The 22,409-nt window shown below is 63.0% G+C and carries 20 protein-coding genes and 1 tRNA gene; 12 read left to right on the top strand and 9 right to left on the bottom strand.

Features of this window, described 5'->3' with window-relative positions:
• The first annotated feature begins 11 nt into the window (after window positions 1-11).
• From WBR68_RS08560 to WBR68_RS08535, 6 genes are read left to right on the top strand one after another with little or no spacing between them, the layout of a single operon-like run.
• Window positions 12-626: a 3'-5' exonuclease gene (locus WBR68_RS08560; RefSeq protein WP_230693932.1), complete on the top strand. Its 615-nt coding sequence runs from the start codon at window positions 12-14 to the stop codon at window positions 624-626.
• Window positions 623-988 (top strand): hypothetical protein, encoded by a 366-nt coding sequence (locus WBR68_RS08555; RefSeq protein WP_230693931.1) that lies wholly within the window; start codon window positions 623-625, stop codon window positions 986-988. The genes WBR68_RS08560 and WBR68_RS08555 overlap by 4 nt, the downstream gene beginning before the upstream one ends.
• Entirely contained in the window at window positions 985-1,350 is a 366-nt protein-coding gene (locus WBR68_RS08550) for a hypothetical protein (RefSeq protein WP_230693930.1), read from the top strand. The genes WBR68_RS08555 and WBR68_RS08550 overlap by 4 nt, the downstream gene beginning before the upstream one ends.
• A complete protein-coding gene (locus WBR68_RS08545; RefSeq protein ID WP_230693929.1) occupies window positions 1,343-1,591 on the top strand; it encodes a hypothetical protein in 249 nt (82 codons plus the stop codon). Before WBR68_RS08550 ends, WBR68_RS08545 begins: the two co-directional genes overlap by 8 nt.
• A complete protein-coding gene (locus WBR68_RS08540) occupies window positions 1,592-1,852 on the top strand; it encodes a helix-turn-helix transcriptional regulator (protein ID WP_230693928.1) in 261 nt (86 codons plus the stop codon).
• Window positions 1,853-1,859: 7 nt separating this feature from the next.
• Entirely contained in the window at window positions 1,860-3,101 is a 1,242-nt protein-coding gene (locus WBR68_RS08535; RefSeq protein WP_230693927.1) for a tyrosine-type recombinase/integrase, read from the top strand.
• Between the two features lie 164 nt (window positions 3,102-3,265).
• On the opposite strand, the gene WBR68_RS08530 is transcribed toward WBR68_RS08535, so the two are convergent.
• From WBR68_RS08530 to leuC, 9 genes are all read right to left on the bottom strand, one after another.
• Window positions 3,266-3,342, bottom strand: a tRNA-Val gene (locus tag WBR68_RS08530).
• 147 nt (window positions 3,343-3,489) lie between these two features.
• Entirely contained in the window at window positions 3,490-4,152 is a 663-nt protein-coding gene (locus WBR68_RS08525; protein ID WP_050448621.1) for a phosphoribosylanthranilate isomerase, read from the bottom strand.
• Between the two features lie 63 nt (window positions 4,153-4,215).
• Entirely contained in the window at window positions 4,216-5,310 is a 1,095-nt protein-coding gene (locus WBR68_RS08520) for a TRAP transporter substrate-binding protein (RefSeq protein WP_230693926.1), read from the bottom strand.
• A gap of 54 nt (window positions 5,311-5,364) precedes the next feature.
• Entirely contained in the window at window positions 5,365-6,174 is an 810-nt protein-coding gene (gene truA / locus WBR68_RS08515) for a tRNA pseudouridine(38-40) synthase TruA (RefSeq protein ID WP_050448623.1), read from the bottom strand.
• A gap of 3 nt (window positions 6,175-6,177) precedes the next feature.
• Window positions 6,178-7,938 (bottom strand): type IV pilus assembly protein FimV, encoded by a 1,761-nt coding sequence (locus WBR68_RS08510; protein WP_230693925.1) that lies wholly within the window; start codon window positions 7,936-7,938, stop codon window positions 6,178-6,180.
• 344 nt (window positions 7,939-8,282) lie between these two features.
• Window positions 8,283-9,413, bottom strand: coding sequence for an aspartate-semialdehyde dehydrogenase (gene asd / locus WBR68_RS08505; protein ID WP_050448625.1), 1,131 nt, complete (start codon window positions 9,411-9,413; stop codon window positions 8,283-8,285).
• A gap of 235 nt (window positions 9,414-9,648) precedes the next feature.
• Entirely contained in the window at window positions 9,649-10,725 is a 1,077-nt protein-coding gene (gene leuB, locus WBR68_RS08500) for a 3-isopropylmalate dehydrogenase (RefSeq protein WP_230693924.1), read from the bottom strand.
• 30 nt (window positions 10,726-10,755) lie between these two features.
• On the bottom strand, window positions 10,756-11,406 hold the full coding sequence (leuD, locus tag WBR68_RS08495) for a 3-isopropylmalate dehydratase small subunit (protein ID WP_050448627.1): 651 nt from the start codon (window positions 11,404-11,406) through the stop codon (window positions 10,756-10,758).
• A gap of 26 nt (window positions 11,407-11,432) precedes the next feature.
• Window positions 11,433-12,836 carry a 3-isopropylmalate dehydratase large subunit gene (gene leuC, locus WBR68_RS08490; protein ID WP_050448628.1) on the bottom strand — a complete coding sequence of 468 codons (1,404 nt, stop codon included), beginning with the start codon at window positions 12,834-12,836 and terminating at the stop codon, window positions 11,433-11,435.
• Window positions 12,837-13,353: 517 nt separating this feature from the next.
• Between leuC and WBR68_RS08485 the strand changes: the two genes are divergently transcribed.
• The 6 genes from WBR68_RS08485 to WBR68_RS08460 all read left to right on the top strand — a co-directional run.
• A complete protein-coding gene (locus WBR68_RS08485; protein WP_050448629.1) occupies window positions 13,354-14,871 on the top strand; it encodes a TolC family outer membrane protein in 1,518 nt (505 codons plus the stop codon).
• A gap of 24 nt (window positions 14,872-14,895) precedes the next feature.
• On the top strand, window positions 14,896-15,108 hold the full coding sequence (locus tag WBR68_RS08480) for a hypothetical protein (protein WP_050448630.1): 213 nt from the start codon (window positions 14,896-14,898) through the stop codon (window positions 15,106-15,108).
• On the top strand, window positions 15,092-17,257 hold the full coding sequence (locus tag WBR68_RS08475; RefSeq protein ID WP_050448631.1) for a type I secretion system permease/ATPase: 2,166 nt from the start codon (window positions 15,092-15,094) through the stop codon (window positions 17,255-17,257). Before WBR68_RS08480 ends, WBR68_RS08475 begins: the two co-directional genes overlap by 17 nt.
• A gap of 7 nt (window positions 17,258-17,264) precedes the next feature.
• A complete protein-coding gene (locus tag WBR68_RS08470; RefSeq protein WP_127184103.1) occupies window positions 17,265-18,686 on the top strand; it encodes an HlyD family type I secretion periplasmic adaptor subunit in 1,422 nt (473 codons plus the stop codon).
• Between the two features lie 19 nt (window positions 18,687-18,705).
• The gene (locus WBR68_RS08465) at window positions 18,706-19,362 is read left to right on the top strand and encodes a helix-turn-helix transcriptional regulator (RefSeq protein WP_127184102.1); all 657 of its coding nucleotides are present in this window, start codon (window positions 18,706-18,708) and stop codon (window positions 19,360-19,362) included.
• An 84-nt stretch (window positions 19,363-19,446) separates the two neighbouring features.
• A partial coding sequence (locus WBR68_RS08460) for a retention module-containing protein (protein ID WP_230693923.1) occupies window positions 19,447-22,409 on the top strand: 2,963 nt, incomplete at its 3' end.

The raw sequence follows: 22,409 nt of genomic DNA, 5'->3' as shown, positions 1-22,409 counted from the left end.
AGGACGACAACATGCAAAACCTGGGATTCTTCTACGACACCGAAACCAGCGGTCTGCCCAAGTTCGGGATGCCGTCTGAACACCCCGATCAGCCGCATATCGTGCAATTGGCGGCCGCCCTGGTGGATCTGGACTCGCGCGAAATTGTCGCCAGCTTGGATCTCATCGTTCGGCCTGACGGCTGGACTATTCCCGACGAGGTCGCCGCGGTGCACGGAATCACCACCGAACATGCGGTCGCGGTGGGCGTGCCGGAATCACTGGCGCTATCCATGTTCCTGGAATTGTGGCGTGGGCGCACGCGCATCGCCCACAACGAACAGTTTGATGCCCGCATCGTCCGGATCGCCCAGCACCGTGCCGGCGAGCTGGAGGCGGATCTTGAGGCATGGAAGAACGGCGCCGCAGAATGCACCGCGCGCCTGGCCACGCCCATCGTGAAGGCCCCTCCCACCGCGAAGATGCTCGCGGCAGGCCGGACCCACTACAAGACCGCGAACCTGGGCGAGGCTGTCCAGTTCTTCACCGGCAAGCCCTTGGAGAACGCACACAGCGCCATGGCCGACGTGCTGGGCTGCATGGCCGTGTACTTCGCCATTCAGGACCTGCAATTGGAGGCTGCATGACCCCGCCGCGCCACCAATCCCTCGAAATGCAGATCGCGCGCCGACAGACAGCCGAGCATCTGCGCAAAGTCGGCGCGCCCGTGAAGGCGTCCACCACGGTGTTGCAAATGGCCGCGATGGTTGCCGAACGCACCGGCTGGCCGGCGCCCGCGTCGGCACCAGCCGACCTCCTCGCTTTCCTCGAGCGGTTCCTGGACCAGTGCCGCGCCGGCGTCACCCCGCCGCCCTATCGGCCCGTCGTTCGGCGCCCCATGCAGTACGACCTCGCCATGCGCGATGCCCTGACCCGCGCCGCCGCTGCACAGCCACACCTGACCACAGCTACAAGCAACGTTGTCACCTGGAGGGAACTGGCGACATGAGCTTTTACACAACCATCGCGCGCCTGCGCGAAGCCACTACGATGCGCGCCGCCGGCGACTCCTCAGACCATTGCAGCGTACGTCGTGACGATCTTCGCGTCGCTATCGACGTGATTGATCGGCTGGACGCTGACTTACGCCAGCGCGGCGAACTCTCGCAAGAGGCCGCTGCAGATGTGCCCCAGCCCACCCAGGCGCATCAGGCTGCTGCAATCAGGTTAACCAAACTGGCACAGGAAACTCGCGCGATCTACGGCAGGGAAACGACAGGCGGCGGCGAACCTGCCTATCCGGCCTGGACTGGCGATGTTCTGCTGCTTGCCAGACTGGTCCTGCCAGAGCGGGGGCCCGCCCATGCGTAAACCCGTCAGCGTCACGGTCCCCTTCGTTGCGCCAGCGGGCACCAGCGGCGTGATCACCCTCCAGCACGACGGCCAATGCGGCGACAAGGCGTACCTGGCCATCGATATGGGCTGCCCGATCAGCAGCGTGAAGGCGACGGCGCCGCTGGCCCTCGACGGCATGCGCGAACTGGTCAACGGCCTGATGGATTGCATCCAAGCCATCGAACGAAATATTCGACTCAAAAACAAGGACTTATAAATGGCACGCCAAGCTCAATCACACGTTACCCGCGAGCCGGTGCAGGCAAAGCCGATTCATCCGGATGGGCTGTATCGCTGGCAGCACTTTGAGTTTCTCATTCCCTTTTCCCGCGAGACCTGGCGCCAGCGGATTTTGCAGGGACGCGCACCGCAGCCCGCCTCCCAATCGCTGAACTGCACCGCCTACCGTGGCGCCGACATCCTGGCATGGCTGGCCGACCCCGACGGCTATAAAGCCGTTCCCAAAAAAACGAGTTGAGGACGAAATGGCACGTCAAGTTGTACCGCTGACCGACCCCAAATGCAGGCTGGCCAAATTCAATCCCGCCGGCGGCAACAAGCTGTTCGACGGCGGCGGCCTGTTCCTGGAACTACTCCGTTCGGGCGCCAAGAAGTGGCGCATGCGCTACCGCAACCCGGCGACGGGCAAGGAGAGCATGCTCACATTCGGCGATTACCCTGCAGTGCCGTTGGCTCGCGCCCGCGCCGAGCGCGCGCGCGTCGATCAGTTGCTGGCTCAAGGCGAAGACCCGGTCGCCCAGCGGCAGGAAGATGCGCAGGCGCAGAAGGCGGCGGCCGACCGGCAGTTCCAGGCGGTCGCGGCGGAATTGCTCAAGCTTCGGCGCCCGGCATGGAGCGATGGGTATCACGCGCGGATCTCGAACACGCTCAAGAACGACGCCTACCCCTATTTCGGCACACACGCGGTGGACGAGATCCCCGGCAAGATGGTCTTGGATGCTGCGAAGCGCATTGAGGCCCGCGGGGCGCCCGATATGGCGGACCGATTCATCAGCGCCACCAGCATGGTCTTCCAATACGCGGTGGGCACCGGCCGAGCGCCGGCAGATCCGACCCAAGGGCTAAAACGCTTCCTCGACCCGCGAGCCCCGGTGAAGCACTTCCCGCATGTCGATGAGGCAAGCCTTGGTAAGTTGATCACCCGAGTCAGGAACTATCACGGCCGGCCCGAGACGCGCATCGCCATGCAGATCATGATGCACACCTTCCCGCGTACCAACGAACTGCGCTGGGCCGCTTGGACCGAGTTTCACACCGATGACGCGCTGTGGCGGATTCCGGCCGGCCGGATGAAAGGGACATTGATTGCCAAAGAAACAGGCGCTGACCACGTCATCCCGCTGTCGCGCCAGGTGCTGGCGCTGCTGGCAGAATTGGGCCAGTACACGGGGCGCTATCGGTTGCTGTTTCCAGGGCTGCGGGATCCGGCCAACACGCCCATGAGCGCCGAGACCATAAACAAGGCGCTCAAGATTCTGGGGTTTGAGGGGGAACAAACTGGCCATGGCTTCCGCGGCCTCGCGTCGACCATCATGAACGAGCGTAGCGGCGCGCGCGCGGAAGTGATCGAACGCCAGCTCGCACACAAGGAACGCAATATGGTCCGTCGCGCCTATAACCACGCGGAGTATCTGGATGAGCGCCGGCAGTTAATGCAGTGGTGGTCGGATTATCTTGATAGCTGCGCGTCCGACGCCGGGAAATGAGGAATTGGGGGCCTACCCTTATCCGCTTCAGCCCTACCCTCATTCATACCCTTAAATCTGCTGGCACCCCTTGGCGACAGTTGGCGGGCAAAATGCAAAAAAGCCGCAAAGTCATAGACTTATGCGGCTTTCATGTCGGTGCGTGGCACCTCTTGCAAGTATTCTGGTAGGCGGTATTGGGTTCGAACCAACGACCTCCACGATGTCAACGTGGCGCTCTAACCAACTGAGCTAACCGCCTGCAAAGAAGAAGAATTATATAGTGCTTTTTTGAACTGTGCAAATCGTCATAATCGATTTTTTGCTGCGTTCGTTGCGTGGTAATGGCTTTGCTTTCGCTAGCTTTCGCTGCCATAGCTGTGAGCATTTTTCTGCCCACATCACCGCACTACTTTCCCTTCAATTTCGTGTCTGCAGCATGTGCCGCATCAACGAAGACCGAGATTCTATCAGAACTTTTTATTCCTTGCTCAAGCTCGACGCCGCTGCTCACATCGACCCCCCAAGGCCTGACACGCTCGATCGCCTGGCCGACGTTATCGCCGTTCAAACCGCCCGACAAGATCAACGGACGCGACACCGGATCCGCGCGCACCTCGTCCAGCAAGCTGTAGTCAAAGCCGTGGCCGCTACCACCGTAGCCGGCGCTGTAGCTATCGAACAGCCAGCCCGCCGCTTCGCCGAAAGCCCGGCAGTACGTGGCCAGGTTTTCCGCCGTGTCCAGGCCCGGCGCGCCCGCGCGGAAGGCACGCAGAAAACGATGGCTATAACGGCCGCAATCCTGCGGTGACTCGTCGCCGTGGAACTGCAGCAATTCCGGCTCTACTTCATCCAGCACGGCTTGTACCTCGGACGGATCCGGGTTCACGAACAATGCCACGACGTCCACAAAGGCTGGTACCGTGCGGCGCAACTGCGCGGCGCGCGTCGGCGTAAGGCAACGTTTGCTCTTGGGATAGAAGACGAAACCGATCGCATCGACGCCGGCAGCAACGGCCGCCTCGATGTCTTGTTCGCGGGTCAATCCGCAGATTTTTATGCGTGTGCGCATGACGTTCTTACCTGTCGCCCAACGGGAAGCGGTGTATCAGTATATCGGGTGCGCCAGCGGCATTCAGGCGCCGGGCTGGCCCAATGTGGAGATCAGGGAATCAAAGCTGCCCTCGGCGACGCGAAACCACGGCACCTCCTTGTTGCGGAAGGCGGTCATGCTGTCGTAAAGCTTTTTGAACATGGGATCCTTGGCGCTAAAGTCCTTATAAGCCGCCATCGACGCTTCATAGCATGCTTGCAGCACCGGCTTGGGAAACGCCTTCAGTTGAGCCCCCTTGGACACCAACCTTCGCAGCGCGTCCGGATTGCCGGCGTCGTACTTGGCGATCATGTTGGCGGTTGCCATGCGGCACGCCAATGCCAGGGCCGACTGGAAAGGCTTGGGAAGTTCGTCGTAGGCGCTCTGGTTCACGTACAGCGATAGCTGCAAGGTACCGGCCCACCAACCTGGAAAATAATAATTGCGCGCCACTTTATAGAGCGCCAGATTCTCATCGTCGTACGGCCCAATCCAGGCCACCGCGTCGACCGTGCCCTGCTCCAAGGCCGCGTAGAATTCCGCCACTGGCACATCCACCGGCGTGGCACCCAGGCGCGACAGGACATGGCGCGCGAAGCCGCCCGCCTTCACCTTCAGGCCGCGCAGATCGTCCGCGGTTTTGATCTCGCCGCGAAACCACCCACCCATCTGTGCGCCCGTGTAGCCGCAGGGGAAGTTCATGATGTTGTACTTGTCGAACAACACCCGCGTCAGCGCCAGGCCTTCGCCCTCGCTCATCCAGGCATTCATCTGCCGCGTGTTCAAGCCGAAGGGAACGCCGGCATCAAAGCTAAGCGCGGGATCGACGTCAAAGTAACGGGTCGACGCCGTATGGCCGCAGTCCACCACGCGATGCTGTACGGCTTCAAGCACCTGGCCCGGTTGAACAAGGTCTCCCGCCGGAAAAATCTCGATGGTGAAGCGGCCGTCGGTGACCTCGGCGACATAACGCGCAACGTCTTCAGCGCCCGCGAACAGCGTGGGCGATTCGTTCGGAAAACTGGATGCCAGCCGCCATGCTATCGTCGGCGCCTCTTGCGCGAAGGCCGGTGCTGCGATCGTGGCGCTACCGGCGGCTCCCAGGGCGGCGTGCTTCAAAAACGCGCGGCGTTGCATGGCGAAACCCCCTCTGATAAGCGCGATGAAGGCGCTGTCGACGACAACGTCTTCCTAATATGACTGCGTGAATGGCGACAACAACAGCGCACCGCCATCAAGCTCTTGCAAGCCAAACTCCGCCGGATACTCAATCGCGGACAAGTACAGCCCGTCCGGCGAAAAGGTGGGCGCGCCTTGCGTGCGATCTCGCCAGGACAGCAACTGCGCCATCCACGCTACGGATTCCCTGCCCTGCCCCACCTGGAGCAGCGCGCCCATGATGTTGCGCACCATGTGATGCAGGAACGCATTGGCCTTCAACGTGAAGACCAGAAACGGCCCGCGCTCCGCGATGTCAAGCCGGTGCATGTGCCGCACCGGATGCTTGGCTTGGCATTGCGACGAACGAAAGCTTGAAAAGTCGTGTTCGCCGACCAAGGCCTGCGCGGCGGCGCGCATGGCGTCCACGTCCAGCGGTTGAAAACACCAGCCCGCCCGTCCCGCCCACAGGGCTGGCCGCACGCGGCCACGCCACAGCAGATACACATAGGTGCGGGCACGCGCGGAGAAACGCGCATGAAACTCGTCTGACACTTCCTGCGCCCACTGCACTGACACACTGGGCGGTAGAAAGGCATTCACACCGCGCACCCAGGATTCCATGCGCCGGTCCAACGCCGTGTCCAGATGGACCACCTGCATCGCGCCGTGCACCCCGGTATCGGTGCGGCCGGCACATATGGTGGGCACCGCTTCCTTGACACCACAGAATCTTGCCAAGGCAGACTCCAGTGTGTCCTGCACCGTCTGCCGATGCGGCTGTGTCTGCCAACCCTGCCAAGCGGAGCCGTCGTACGCCAGCCCCAATGCAACTCTAGACATCTTTCAAACCCGAGGTCCGCTGACTCGGCGCGGTTCGTCCGTGGGCGGTTCGTCCAGGTCGAGATTGATCGTATCGAGCTTGCGGTTCAGCGCTGCCGTGTCCAGCGCGGGCTCGTTATAAGCGTACGTATCTTCGTCGTCGTCATCGCGGCGCGCACCGGCTCGGCGCAGCAGCCACGCAATGATGAATGCAATCAGCGCCAGCAAGGCGGTAACGATGACGAGAAGGTTGTCAGCCAGCCAACTGGGCATACTTGTCGTTAGGTCCTTTGTATTGTTGGCGGGTGTGCCGCCAACAGCGTTATCCGTAGAGGCCGAATTGGAAGCCCCAGCCGCATCAGGCGCCCCTGAGACACCCGATGAAGTTGTTGCACTCGGCGTGCCTGCTGCACCTGGTGTGCCTGCTGCACCCGAAGTGCCTGCTGCACCCGATGTGCCTGTTGCGCCCGATGTGCCTGTTGCGCCCGATGTGCCTGCGCCTGCTGCTCCCGATGCGCCTGCTGCTCCCGATGCGCCTGCTGCTCCCGATGCGCCTGCTGTGCCCGGTGTGCCTGCGGCACCCGCTGCACCTGCTACACCCGGTGTGCCTGCTGCACCCGATGCGCCTGCTGTGCCCGGTGTGCCTGCGGCACCCGCTGCACCTGCTACACCCGGTGTGCCTGCTGCACCCGATGCGCCTGCTGTGCCCGGTGTGCCTGCGGCACCCGCTGCACCTGCTACACCCGGTGTGCCTGCTGCACCCGATGCGCCTGCTGCTCCCGATGCGCCTGCTGCTCCCGATGCGCCCGACGCTCCCGTGCCACTGGTTCCGGCAGCGCCTTGCTGCGCCACGGCCTTGTTCAACTCATCGACATTGCTTTGCAACTGATTCACGCGCCCTTCCACGTCTTTCATCGCGCGTTCATTCGATGTCCTGGCATCCGCCTGCGCCTCGGCTTGCGCGGCAGGGCTGTCCGATGCCAGGCCCGTGGACAGGCGCACGCGGTCTTGAGGAGGCGCGGCAGTGGCCACGCCGGTGTCGCCCGGTTGCGCGACGGTGCCCGACGCCGCGTCCTGCCCCTTCACCACCGATGGGTTCGCGCTGGCGGCTGCGCCGATTCGACCGCGATACCTGGCAAAGGCTTCGGCATGCTCATTGAAGATGCGACGCGCCTCGGCCGGGTTGATCGCCCTGACCGTTGCCGCATCGGGGATCTTCAAGGTCTGGCCAGCGCGCACCAGGTTCATGTTGTTCTGAATGAACGCTTCAGGATTGGCGCGCCACAAGGCCACCAGCATCTGATAAACCGAGGCGTTCGGCACTGCGTTGCGTTGCGCGATCGCGAACAGATGATCGCCACGCCTCACATTGACAGTTGCCGCCGTCGCGCGCGCCGTGCCGCCCACCGCTGCTGGCGTTACGTCGGCGCCGGTGCCGCGCAGGGGCACCAGGATGCTGACTTGCACCTGACGCTGCCCCGAACTTGAACTGATATCCAACAACAGGTCGACCGCGCCGCTTGCGGGAGGCTGCGTGCCCCGAACGCGAAGGTTCTTGCGCGTGCTGTCCATGCCATCTTCAACACGGACCACCATGCTGGCCAACGGCACCGGCGGCTTCAGGCCGGCGCGCTGCCAAGCGGCTTCATCGGCCACCGACACCTTCAGGGACGACACTTCATCAGGCGTCAGTTCCTGCAACCCCACGACCGCCTGCAACGGCGCACCCGGCACCGACACCACGCGGGAATGCCCGACCCGCATGGCCAGCGCCGAACTGCACATGCTCGACCCTATCGCCAAAGCGATTGCCCATTGAAGGGCTTTTAAACGGCGGGCATGCTTCACATGGCGCGAACGCTGGGTCATAAGCTGGAATTCCGTTCTTGTAGTCGAATTACGGGCTAGCGCTGGTCTCGCGGCAGATAGGCGGGAACAGGCCTCAATTCACGGGAAAAGTGTAATGGATGACGCCCATTTCACAAACCTGAAAGGCGCATCGGCGTTGGCTCTCGGGCACATCCACCACACCCTCCCCGCGATTGCGCAAACATCAAGGGCACCCGAAGGTGCCCCTGCTTGTCTTGACGACCTGCCAGGCGCCGTTGCAAGGCGCCCGACGCGGGATATCAGGCTTCGGCCAGCGCGATGCGCAGCATGCGGCGCAGCGGCTCGGCGGCGCCCCACAGCAGTTGGTCGCCCACCGTGAAAGCGCCCAGGTACTGCGAACCCATCGACAGCTTGCGCAGACGGCCAACCGGAATGTCCAGCGTGCCGGTGACAGCCACCGGGGTCAGCGCGGAAACAGTGGCTTCCTTGGTGTTCGGCACCACCTTGGCCCATTGCGTGCCCTGCGCGATCAAGGCTTCGATCTCGTCCAGCGGCACATCGCGCTTGAGCTTGATGGTCAGCGCCTGGCTGTGGCAGCGCATGGCGCCGATACGCACGCACAAGCCGTCGATCGGCGTGGCGGGCGTACCAAACGCGGCGCCACGGCCCAGGATCTTGTTGGTTTCGACTTCGGCCTTCCACTCTTCCTTCGACATCCCGTCGCCCAGGTCCTTGTCGATCCAGGGAATCAGGTTGCCGCCCAGCGGCACGCCGAAGTGTTCATGGGGCAGCGCGGCATCTTTCTGCTTGGCCAACACGCCACGGTCGATCTCCAGGATGGCCGACGCGGGATCGTCCAACAGGGGCTTGACCGCCTGGTTGATCTCGCCGAACTGGGTCAGCAGTTCGCGCATGTGCTGCGCGCCGCCGCCCGAAGCGGCCTGGTACGTCATGGAGCTCATCCATTCCACCAGGTCGTTGTTGAACAAGCCGGCCAGGCCCATCAGCATGCAGCTGACCGTGCAGTTGCCGCCGATGAAGTTGCGCACGCCGCGCTTGAGCGCTGCGTCGATGACCGGGCGATTGACCGGGTCCAGCACGATGATGGCGTCATCGGCCATGCGCAGCGTGCTGGCCGCATCGATCCAGATGCCGTTCCAGCCGGCGCCGCGCAGCTTCGGGTAGACCTCGGACGTGTAGTCGCCGCCTTGTGCCGTCACGATGATCGGCAGTTTTTTCAGAGCATCAATGTCGTAGGCGTTTTGCAACGGGCCCGCGCCTTCGGCCCACGTGGGCGCGGCGCCGCCAGCGTTGCTGGTGGAAAAGAACACCGGTTCGATCAGTGCGAAGTCGTTCTCGTCGCGCATGCGTTGCATGAGCACCGAGCCGACCATTCCGCGCCAGCCGATAAGGCCTACTGCTTGATTCATTTCAATCGCTCTATAAAGGTGGAGACAAGGTCCAGGTGAAAAAGGCGTGCAATTCAACAATTTATCAGAATGCACGGAGGGATGTTGCGGCGCAGCTAGAAATAATTGGGGTCGAAAGCGTCCAAAACCCCGTTCGCGGCGCCGTCGCAACACGGCCGAAAAAAGGGCCGCTTTGCAGGCGGCCCTTCAAAAAGCGGGGCTCGCGCCGCAAGGGCGCTGCCCCCTTGCATGGCAATCAGGCCAGGGCTTTCAGTACGGCGTCGCCCATGCCTGCCGTACTGACTTTCGTCGTGCCCGGCTCGAAGATGTCGGCGGTGCGCAGGCCATCGGCCAGCACACGGCGCACAGCGGCTTCAATACGGTCGGCTTGCGGGGCCAGGTTCAACGAATAGCGCAGCAACATGGCGGCCGACAAGATCGTCGCCAGGGGGTTGGCGATGCCTTGGCCAGCGATGTCCGGCGCCGAACCGTGGCTGGGTTCGTACAAGCCCTGGCCGCCCGCATTCAGCGATGCCGACGGCAGCATGCCGATCGAACCCGTGAGCATGGCCGCTTCGTCCGACAGGATGTCGCCGAACAGGTTGCCGGTGACGATCACGTCGAACTGGCGCGGGTTGCGCACCAACTGCATCGCGGCGTTGTCGACATACATGTGCGACAGCTCGACGTCCGGGTACTCGCGCGCCACTTCGATGACGATGTCGCGCCAGAATTGCGAGGTTTCCAGCACGTTGGCCTTGTCCACGCTGCACAGCTTCTTGTTGCGCTTGCGGGCCGATTCGAAGCCGATGCGCGCAATGCGGCGCACTTCGGATTCGGCGTAGCGCATGGTGTCGTAGCCTTCGCGTTCGCCGGCGAACGCGCCGTCAGGCGACGAGCGCACGCCGCGCGGCGTGCCGAAATAGATGTCGCCGGTCAGCTCGCGGATGATCAGGATATCCAGGCCGGACACGATCTCGGGCTTCAGCGACGAGGCGCTGGCCAACTCGGGATACAGAATGGCGGGACGCAGGTTGGCGAACAGGCCCAGCGCCTTGCGCAGGCCCAGAATGGCCTGTTCCGGACGAAATTCACGCGGCAGGCTGTCGTACTTCCAGTCGCCCACAGCGCCAAACAGAATGGCGTCCGATTCCTTGGCCAGGTTCAGCGTGGCCGGCGGCAGCGGGTGTTCGAACTGGTCGAACGCGGCGCCGCCCACGGGGGCCTGCTTGATGTCGAAGGAAACGTCCAGCGCCTTCAGGACGCGCACGGCCTGTTCAACGATTTCCGGGCCGATGCCGTCACCCGGCAAGACTGCGATGTTTTGAGTCATTTAAATGCGATCCTGTGATCAGAATAGGGTTCAGGCGATGGGACGGCTTTCCAGCCACGGGTGGCGGGCCAGGCGTTCGGCCTCGAAGGCGCGGATCTTGTCGGAATGGCGAAGCGTCAGGCCGATATCGTCAAAGCCGTTCAGCAAACAGTATTTGCGGAAGGGTTCGATGTCGAAGCCCATGGCGCGGCCGTCCGCGGCAATCACCACCTGGCGGTCCAGGTCGATCTGCAACTTGTAGTTCGGGAAGGCTTTGACTTCGTCGAACAGGCGAGCCACTTCCAATTCAGACAGCACGATCGGCAGCAGGCCATTCTTGAAACTGTTGTTGAAGAAGATGTCGGCATACGACGGCGCGATGATGGCGCGAAAACCGAACTGCGTCAGCGCCCAGGGCGCATGCTCGCGGCTGGAGCCGCAGCCGAAGTTCTTGCGCGCCAGCAAAATCGATGCGCCCTGATAGCGCGGCTGGTTCAACACAAAGTCCGGATTCAGCGGACGCTTGCTGTTGTCCATGCCGGGCTCGCCGTGGTCCAGGTAGCGAAGCTCATCGAACAGGTTGGGGCCGAAACCCGTGCGCTGGATCGACTTGAGGAACTGCTTGGGGATGATGAGGTCCGTGTCGACGTTTTCGCGGTCGAGCGGAGCCACCAGGCCTTCGTGAGTGGTAAATGCTTGCATGATGTCGGTACTCGGTGCGTGATCGCTTAACGGAACGTGCGGACGTCGACGAAATGGCCGGCGACGGCAGCGGCGGCGGCCATGGCGGGGCTGACCAGGTGGGTACGCCCGCCCTGGCCTTGCCGGCCTTCGAAGTTACGGTTCGACGTGGAGGCACAGCGTTCGCCGGGTTCAAGGCGGTCGGCGTTCATGGCCAGGCACATCGAGCAGCCCGGTTCGCGCCATTCAAAACCGGCTTCGATGAAGATCTTGTCCAGGCCTTCGCGTTCGGCCTGTTGCTTGACCAGGCCGGAACCCGGCACCACCATCGCCTGGCGCACATTGGACGCTACACGCTTGCCGCGCGCCACGGCAGCCGCCGCGCGCAGGTCTTCAATGCGCGAGTTGGTGCACGAACCGATGAACACGCGGTCAACGCGAATGTCGGTCAAGGGCGTGTTGGGCTTCAAGCCCATATATTGCAAGGCGCGTTCCATGCCGCTGCGGCGCACGTCGTCTTTTTCGCGGTCGGGGTCCGGCACGCGGGAATCCACCGGCAGCACCATTTCAGGCGACGTGCCCCAGGTGACTTGCGGCTTGATGTCGCGCGCGTTCACTTCCACCACCGTGTCGAACTTGGCGCCGTCATCGGTGTGCAGGGTGCGCCAGTACTTGACCGCCTGGTCCCACACCACGCCCGTGGGCGCAAAGGGGCGGCCACGGAAGTAGTCGACGGTCTTGTCGTCCACCGCGACCATGCCCGAACGCGCGCCGGCTTCGATGGCCATGTTGCACACCGTCATGCGCCCTTCCACGGACAGCGCGCGGATCGTGCTGCCGGCAAATTCAATGGCGTGGCCCGTGCCGCCCGCCGTGCCGATGATGCCGATGATGTGCAGGACCACGTCCTTGGCCGTACAGCCGAAGGGCAAGTCACCATCGACCTTGATCAGCATGCTCTTGGCTTTCTTCATAAGCAGCGTCTGGGTCGCCAGCACGTGCTCGACCTCGGACGTGCCAATGCCGAAGGCCAAGGCGCCCAGCGCGCCGTGCGTGCTGGTGTGCGAATCACCACAGACCACCGTCATGCCAGGCAGCGTTGCGCCTTGCTCGGGCCCGATCACGTGCACGATGCCCTGGCGCAGGTCATTCATGCGGAATTCGGTAATGCCGTATTTATCGCAGTTCGCGTCCAGCGTATCCACTTGCAGGCGCGAAATGGGGTCGTCAATACCTTGGGCGCGATTCAGCGTTGGCACGTTATGATCCGCCACCGCCAGATTGGCGCCGGTGCGCCACGGCTTGCGCCCGGCGATTGCAAGCCCTTCGAACGCCTGGGGGCTGGTGACTTCATGCACCAGGTGGCGATCGATATAGAGCAGACAGGTGCCGTCTGATTCCTGGTGGACGATGTGGGCGTCCCAGAGTTTGTCGTAAAGGGTTTGGGCCATGGATGCGCTCTGCAAATAGACAATCCGGCTTGAGCCTCGCGCGGTTGAAAGCAACACGCTTTCCGCGCCGGCCACTGCGGCATGGGTGAATTATGCCCACGGCCCAAACCTAGTACAAGCACACCACCAATACTAGTACCACCACTACCATGTTGTATCTCGGCGACGCGGTTTTGCCACGCCCCAGGGCATGGCCCAAAGCGAGCATTGAGTTAATCAACAACAAAATAGATGTAAATAAAATAGATACAAAATTATCAAGTCGATATAATCCCGTTTCACTCAGGACACATCGCTTTCGAAATAATACGCAATAAACCGTATTAATAAAATCGATAGCAAAACAAACCTGTGAAGTTCGTGCAAATTCAGTCAAATTAGGTGATGTTGCGCGACGATACGTTATGGCCCGCTATTTGTTGAATATTCAGACTTAACAAATCTTGACTAGTCGAACATGACATTTACATACAACATGGCGGCCATTCATTCCCAACCTGACTCGCGAATAATCACTATGGCTTCGTTTTTGCTCAAGCGCACGACTACGATTCTTGCCCTGGCTTTTGTTCCCGCTGCATTTGCCCAAACTTCCGCGCCGGCAGCCACGCCTGCCGCTATCCCCACCGCGGGCACCCCGGCAGTGACACTGAATCAGATTGTGGAGCAGACCCTGCTCAGCAATCCCGAAATCCAGGCTAAGTACCACGACTTTCAAGCGTCTTTGGAAGGCCAGTCGGTAGCCCGTGCGGCGTTCTTCCCGCAGATCAACGCCCTGGGCTATGTGGGCCGGGAATATCGCAGCAACGTGCCCGACGTGGGTTCGCAGCGTTGGAGCCGCCCCGGCTACAACGTTGAACTGCGCCAATTGATTTTCGACGGCTTCCGCACCAGCAACGACGTCAAGCAGGCCGGCTTTGACAAGCTGGCACGCTTCTATGACGTGCTGGCCACCAGCGACAGCACGGCCTTTGCGGCGGTGCAGGCCTACATTGACCTGCAGCGCTATCGCGACATGGAACTGTTGGCGCGCCAGAATTACTCGCTGCACGAAGAAACGCTGAAGCAAATCGGCGAACGGACGGAATCGGGCGTGGGCCGCCGGGTCGACCTGGAACAGGCGGGTGGCCGCTTGTCTCTGGCTCAGACAAACCTGATGACGGAAACCGCAAATTTGCTGGACGTGCAACAGCGCTTCCAGCGCGTGACCGGCGCCTTCCCGCCTGAAGCCATGCTGCCGCCGCCTGACGTCGCCAGCAAGCTGCCCGTCAAACCCGGCAATTTCAATGAGTCGCTCCGCCGCAACCCCAGCTTCCTGTCCAAGCAGGCTGGGCTGCAGGCAGCACAAGCGGGCGTCGCGTCGTCCAAGGGCGCGTTCTCGCCCAAGTTTGAATTCGTGGCGTCCTCGGGCCGTGACCAGAACGACCCCACACCCGAAAACCGCGACATCCAAAGCTCCAGCGTGCAGGTCGTGATGAGCTACAACCTGTACCGCGGTGGCGCCGACTCGGCCCGGGTGCGCCAGACGGCCGCGCAGTCGTACGCCGCGCGCGACATCCGCGACTACACCTGCCGCAATGTGCAGCAGGACCTGGCCGTGGCCTGGAACAACATCACCAGTCTGAGCGAGAAGCTGCCGTTCCTGCGTGACCACGAAGTGGCCACCACCAAGGTGCGTGACGCCTATCGCCAACAATTCCAGATTGGCCAGCGTTCGCTGCTGGACTTGCTGGACACCGAAAACGAGCTGTTTGAGTCACGCCGCGCATTGACCAACGGCTTGTATGACCTCAAGCTTGCGCAGTATCGCTGGCTGGCGCTGTCGCACACGTTGCTGCCCGCCCTGGCGCTGCAACCCGCGCGCAACGAGATGCCCGAGGAAAATGGCAAGCTGGAGGTAACCGACGAAGTGATCAAGCTTTGCAATTCGACGGTTCCGGACTCTGCCCGCCTGGCTCCCGTGCGCGTTCAATACAACGAAGGCACGCTGCCGCCCACGCTCGTGCCGCTGAACGCACCCAACGCCAAGCCTTAATGGCGGTGGACGCAAGGAGGCCATATGACGCCCCAGGGCAACGAATTTTCGCAGTTGGACGCGGACTTTGTCCGCGTTCTCGAAGACCTGATCGACGCCTTGATCGCCAATGGCACCTTGCGCATGACAGACCTGCCTATACAGGCACAGCAAAAGCTTTCACAGCGCAAGCAGCAACGCGCGCGCCTCTCGGAACACCTGGACCTCCTGGATGACGATGATGGACAAGTTATCTGAAGCGGCGGCTCGGGAATGGCGCACCGACGCTCGCGCGGCGCACGACGACCCCTTGCTGGACTGCCTGGTTGAAATCACGCGCCTGCATGGCGTGACCGCCACGGCCCAGGCCTTGTCTTCCGGCCTGCCGCTGGAAGAGCACCGCCTCACCCCTGCCCTGCTTCCGCGCGCCGCGGCGCGCGCCCAACTTTCCGCGCGCGTCGTCAAACGCACGCTGGACGGCATTTCCCAAGACCTGTTGCCCGCCATCCTGCTGCTGCACGGCGAGCGCGCCTGCCTGCTGCTGAAGAAAGACGACGGCAAGTATCTGGTCAGCCACCCTGAACTTGGCGGCAGTTCGGTCGAAATGACGCCCGAGGACCTGGCCGCGCAATACACCGGCCTGGTGTGCTTCGTGCGTCCGCAGTTCCGCTTCGACGCCCGCGCGCCAGAAGTCGCCAAAGTGCGCGAGCGCCATTGGTTCTGGGCCGCCATCATGGAAAACCGGCGCCTGTACCGCGACGCCTTGGTCGCCGCGCTGCTGATCAACATCTTCGCCATGGCCATGCCCTTGTTCACGATGAACGTGTACGACCGCGTGGTGCCCAACAACGCCGTTGAAACGCTCTGGGTGCTGGCCATCGGCATCACGCTGGTGGTCATCTTCAACATGATCCTGTCCACGGCGCGCTCGCACGTAGTGGACAGCGCCAGCAAGCGGGTCGACGTGCGCCTGTCCGCGCAAATCATGGAGCGCGTACTGGACCTGCGCCTGGAGGGCCGCCCGGTGTCGGTGGGGTCCTTCGCGGCCAACCTGCGTTCATTCGAATCCATCCGCGACTTCATCGCATCCGCCACCATCACCACGCTTGTCGACCTGCCCTTCATCCTGCTGTTCCTGGCCGCGCTGGTCTGGATCTCACCCTGGATGATCCTGCCGCCGCTGGTTGCCATCGTCTTGATTCTGCTGGTGTCTTTTGCCGCGCAAGCCCGCATGGAGGCCCTGACCATGGCCAGCTTCCAGGCCAGTTCGCAGCGCAACGCAACGCTGGTGGAAGCGCTGACCGGACTGGAAGCCGTCAAAACGCTGAACGCGCAAGGCGCCGTCCAGCGCAACTGGGAACGCGCCACGGAGTTCATCGCACAAACCAGCGGCAAGCTCAAGCTGATCTCGTCGTCCACCGTGGGCTTTGTGCAGGCTGTCCAGCAAATGGTGTCGATCGCCGTTGTGATCATCGGCGTTTACCAAGCACAGGAATCCGCCATGTCCATGGGCGGCATTATCGCCGCGTCCATGATCGCCAGCCGCTGCCTGGCGCCACTGGGCCAGGTGGCCGGCCTGTTGATGCAGTACCAGAACGCTCGCACGTCACTGGGTTCGATCGACAACTACATGAAGCTGCCGATCGAGCGCCCGGCCGAAGCCGAGTTCCTGCATCGCCCCGTCTTCCACGGCGGCCTGGAATTCCGTGACGTCACGTTCACCTACCCCGGCAGCACCCAGCCGGTACTGAAAAAGGTGTCGTTCAAGCTCAAGCCTGGCGAAAAGGTCGGCATCATCGGCCGTATCGGTTCAGGCAAGACCACGTTGGAAAAGTTGGCGTTGGCGCTGTATCAGCCCACCGAAGGCGCCGTGCTGCTGGACGGCGTGGACGTGCGCCAGATTGATCCGGCCGACGTGCGCCGCGCCATCGGCCATGTGCCGCAAGATCCCACGCTGTTCTACGGCAGCCTGAAGCACAACCTGGCCATGGGCGCGCCCTATGCCGACGACGCCAGCATCCTGGCGGCCGCGAACCTGGCCGGCGTTTCCGACTTTGCCAACCTGCACCCCAACGGTTTTGACATGGTGATTGGTGAACGCGGCGAATCGCTGTCGGGCGGCCAGCGCCAGTCCGTCGCGGTAGCCCGCGCCTTGATCAACGACCCGCCGATCCTGCTGCTGGACGAGCCCAGCAGCAACATGGACCACCAGAGCGAAGCCCAATTGCGCAAGCGACTGGGCGAGGCCAGCGCCACCAAGACCATCCTGTTGGTCACACACCGCACCGCGCTGCTGGACTTGGTTGATCGCCTGATCGTGATCGACAACGGCCATATCGTGGCGGATGGTCCCAAGGAGCAAGTTGTCGAGGCCTTGCGTCAAGGACGCGTTGGACGCGGGAGTTAAGGGCGCCATGCAGAACAACCCAGGAGCAACCAAGCCCGGCCTGTTAGGCGGCTTGGGGCGCAAGTTGCGCAACATATTCGTATTCTTCTTCGATCGGCTGCTGGACGGCGCCGACAACGGCAAGCGGGAAAAGCGTTCCGACTACGTGGGCAACGCCGAATGGGTGATCCACGAATCCCAGGCGCGCGGGTCACGCGTGTTGCTGTGGGTGGCGCTGCTGGCGACCTTTCTGTTGATCGTCTGGGCGGCCACCGGCAGTATCGACGAAGTGGTCCGGGGCGAAGGCAAGGTAGTGCCATCGCGCCAGGTGCAGATCATTCAAAGCCTGGACGGCGGCATCGTCGAGGAAATCCTGGTCCGTCCCGGCCAGGAAGTGCAAGCAGGCCAGACGCTGCTGAAGATAGATTCCACGCGCTTTGCGTCCTCGCTCGGCGAAAACAACGCCGAATATCTTTCGTTGCTGGCCAAGTCCGCCCGCCTGAAAGCGCTGGCTACCGGGGAACCCTTCGTCGCCCCGGAAGAAGTGCTCAAGCAAGCCCCCGGCCTGGCCGAAATGGAACGCAACGCCTACCTGGCGCGCAACACCGAGCTGAACGCCACCGTCAATGTGGCGCGCGAACAGCTCAACCAGCGCGAAGAAGACTTGCGCGAAACGATCGCCAAACGCGACCAGGCATCCGCCAGTTGCAGCCTGACGTCGCGGGAACTGCAGGTGACGCGGCCGCTGCTCAAGAGCGGCGCCGTGTCTGAAGTGGACCTGCTGCGTTTGCAGCGCGATGTGGCGCGGTATTGCGGCGAACAGAAAGGCGCCGAAGCGCAGATCGACCGCTTCCAGGCATCCATCAAGGAAGCGCAAAGCAAGATTCAGGAATCCGAACTCAATATCCGCAACCAGGCACGCAGCGAGCTGTCGGAAACCAACACCAAGCTGGCCACCCTGCGCCAGGGCAAGCTTGCGCTGGCCGACCGCGTGAAGCTGGCGGAAGTGCGCGCGCCCCTGGCCGGCACGATCAAGACGCTGTTCAACAACACGGTGGGCGGCGTGGTGCAGCCCGGCAAGGACATCATCGAGATCGTACCCAAGGACGACACCTTGCTGCTGGAGGTCCGCATCCAGCCGCGCGACATCGGTTTCCTGCACGCTGACCAGAAGGCGGAAGTGAAGTTCACCGCCTACGACTTCTCGATCTACGGCGGTCTGGAAGGCAAGATCGAACAGATCGGCGCGGATACCGTGACGGACGAGAAAGGCAATTCCTATTACGTGGTGCGGGTCCGCACCGATCGCAGCACCGTGGGCGACAAGCTATTGCCCATCATCCCCGGGATGGTGGCCGAGGTTCATATCCTGACGGGTAAGCGCACCGTGCTGCAGTACCTGCTCAAGCCGATTCTGCGTGCCAAGGCAAACGCCTTCACCGAACGTTAAAGGAGAGCTGGAAGGCTTTATGAAACCCGTTCCCGTCCTGTTGATTACGCACGACGACCTGCTCTGGCAGCACTGGCGCGCGCTGGATTCCTCGCGCTGGCTGGCTGCCCGCGGTCGTGGCCTGGCCGACCTGCAACGCTGGCGCGAGCAAGGCCGCACGCTGGCCGTGCTGGATACCGGCGTGCCGCGCCTGCCGTCCTGGCAGGATCCTTCCTGGGCGCCAGCCCTGGCCGGCCTGCACCTGGTGGTGGCAAGCCCCAGCCCCAACGACGAACAAGGCACACAGGCGCTGGGGGCCGGCGCCCACGGCTACTGTCACAGCTATGCGCCCGCCGCTGCCCTGTCGCAAGCCCTTGAAGTGGTTTTGTCAGGCGGCATCTGGATGGGCCGCTCATTGGTGGCGCGCCTGCTCAAGCTGGTGACCGAACGCGCCCAGGACTCGCATGCCTGGGACGATGGGGTCTTGACCGAACGCGAGACCACCGTTGCCCGGTACGCCGCCAGCGGCCAGGCCAATGCGCAGATCGCCGACGCGCTGGGCATTACCGAACGCACGGTCAAGGCCCATCTGTCCGCCGTTTTCGAGAAGCTGAATGTGTCCGACCGCCTTCAACTGGCCCTGCTGGTCCACGGCATTTCGGCGCCGGCCGACGCGCGCAGCAAAATACCTTCCTGAACCTGTCCTTGAGGACAATATCGCGCCCGCCCAGCGCTGTTTAGTATCTGGCCATCTTGGATAACTCCCTGAAACGGAACCCACATGGCCAACTCTTCTCCCGCAGTCGTCAACGAAATCTCCGGTCGCGCGTGGATACGCAATAGCGACGGTTCCCTGACCGAATTGCATCAAGGCAGCAAAGTCCCCGCCGGCAGCGACATCGTCACGGCCTCGGGCGCCACGGTTTCCCTTCAGGTTGAAAACGGCATGCCGATCGTCATCGGCGAAGCCCGTGAAGTTGCCATGACGGACGACCTGGCGGGCCCGTTGGCCGATGCGAGCGAAGCCGCGGTGGCCCCGCCCACCGGCACCGACTCCGATCGCCTGTTGGCCGCCCTGCAAGCCGGCCGCGACCCGTTTGACGAACTGGACCCGACCGCCGCCATCGTGGCGGGCGGTGGTGATGCCGGCGGCAGCAGTTTTGTTCGCCTGGCCCGAATTCTGGAAACGACCTCGCCGCTGGATCTGGCCTACCCGAACCCGGCCCAGGGCGACGATACCGTGTCCCGCGCGGCGGGCGCGGGCGCGACTGGCGATGATGGCGATGCGGCCGTAGTCCCGCCCACCGTCGCCAACAACGCACCGAATGCGTTGAATGACGCCAGCAGCGGCGACCAGAACGCCCAAGTCCGTGGCAACCTGCTCAGCAATGACTCCGATCCCGACGGCGACCCGCTCGCGATCACGTCAATCAATGGCCGACCGATGATTCCGGGCGGCATCAGCGTGCTGGGCTCCACAGGCGGCACCTTCGTCGTCCAACCCGACGGCAGCTATGTGTTCACGCCGGGCGGCCAATACGACTACCTGGCCGTCGGCGAAACGGCCACCAGCACCATCTCGTACACCATCACGGACCCCAGCGGGGCGACCTCCACGGCGACCGTCGTCGTCACGGTAACCGGCACCAACGATGGTCCCGTGTCATCCGCACTGTCCGACCAATCCGGCATCGATGCCCAGACGGACATCCGCTACGACGTTTCGGACCGCTTCTCGGATGCCGACACCAGCGACAAACTGACGTTCAGCGCCACCGGCCTGCCGCCGGGTCTGTCCATCGATCCGGACACCGGCATCATCACCGGCACGATCGATCATTCCGCCTCGCAGGGTGGCGCCAACGGCGTCTACACGGTAACCGTTACCGCGACGGATCCGTCCGGCGCCTCGACCTCGCAAGCGTTCGCATGGGACGTCACCAATCCCGCTCCAACCGCCGCTGACGACAGCAGCGCCACGGACGAAGACACCAGCCTGAGCGTTGACGCCCAGAATGGCGTGCTGGCGAATGACACCGATCCTGACGGCGACACGCTGACCGTCTCGCAGGTCAACGGCCAGGCTACCAACGTGGGCGCGGCCGTAGCCGGCTCCAACGGCGGCACCTTCACCCTGAACGCTGACGGTTCCTACAGTTTCAACCCCGGTTCGGCCTTCCAGAGCCTGCCCGTTGGCGAGAAAACGACCAGCACGATCACCTACACCGTCTCGGACGGCGAAGGCGGCACCAGCACCGCTACCCTCACGGTGGAAATCACCGGCACGAACGACACTCCCATCCTGACTCCGGGCGTGACGCTGGGTGACCAGGCCAGCGACGACGGCCAGGCCATCACGCCGGTCGATGTCTCCAAGCAATTCTCTGATGTCGACACCGGCGATACGCTGACCTACTCGGCCACCGGCCTGCCCCCGGGCCTGAGCATTGATCCGACCACCGGCATCATCTCCGGCACGCTGGACAATTCGGCGTCCCAAGGTGGTGCTCAAGGCGTCTACGCCATCACCATCACCGCCACCGACAAGAGCGGCACGTCCGTCTCGCAAGACTTCTCGTGGGACGTCAAGAACCCCGCGCCGACGGCCGCTAACGACAGCGGCGCGACCGACGAAGACTCCACCCTCAGCGTGGATGCCCAGAACGGTGTGCTGGCGAATGACACCGATCCCGACGGCGACACGCTGACCGTCTCGCAGGTCAACGGCCAGGCAACCAACGTGGGTGCGGCCGTAGCCGGCTCCAACGGCGGCACGTTCACCCTGAACGCCGACGGTTCCTACAGCTTCAACCCCGGTTCGGCCTTCCAGAGCCTGCCCGTTGGCGAGAAAACGACCAGCACGATCACCTACACCGTCTCGGACGGCGAAGGCGGCACCAGCACCGCTACCCTCACGGTAGAAATCACCGGCACGAACGACGCACCCACCGCAGTTGCCCTGGACAACCAGAGCAACATGGACGGCGATACCGTCGACTACAACCTGGCCGGCTTCTTCAAGGACGTGGACAGCGGCGACGTGTTGACCTATTCGGTCGACTACGTACCCGGCGGGCTGACGTTTGACACGGCTACCGGCACGTTCACCGGGCAGTTTGCCAACTGGGCATCCGATCACACCAACACGGGCGTGAAGGGCGAGTACCTCATTACCGTGACGGCCACCGACGAGTCAGGCGTCTCGGTGACGCAGACCTTCGTGTGGAACGTCGGCAACCCGGCACCCATCGCCAACGACGACACGGGTTCCACCGGACAGGACAACACGCTGGTCGTAGACCACCGCACCGAAGGCGTGCTGGGTAACGACTCGGACCCGGACGGCGACGCCCTGCATGTCTCGCACGTCAACGGCAATACCGCCGGCGTGGGGACGGCCGTGGCGGGTTCCAACGGCGGCACCTTTACGCTGAACGCTGACGGCACCTATACGTTCAATCCGGGCACCGCCTTCCAGAACCTGGGCGCGAACCAGACTGCGACCACCTCGATTACCTATACGGTTTCCGATTTCCAGGGCGCGACGGGAACTGCAACGCTGACGGTCACCATCACTGGCACCAACGACACCCCCATCCTGACCCCGGGCGTGACGCTGGGCGACCAGGCCAACGATGACGGCCAGGCCATCACCCCCGTCGACGTCTCCAAGCAGTTCTCTGATGTCGACACCGGCGATACGTTGACCTACTCGGCCACCGGCCTGCCCCCGGGCCTGAGCAT

This window comes from Achromobacter sp. JD-1 (assembly GCF_038594925.1).
Classification (GTDB): Bacteria; Pseudomonadota; Gammaproteobacteria; order Burkholderiales; family Burkholderiaceae_B; genus Achromobacter; species Achromobacter spanius_C.
This window is presented reverse-complemented; position numbering and strand designations above follow the sequence as displayed.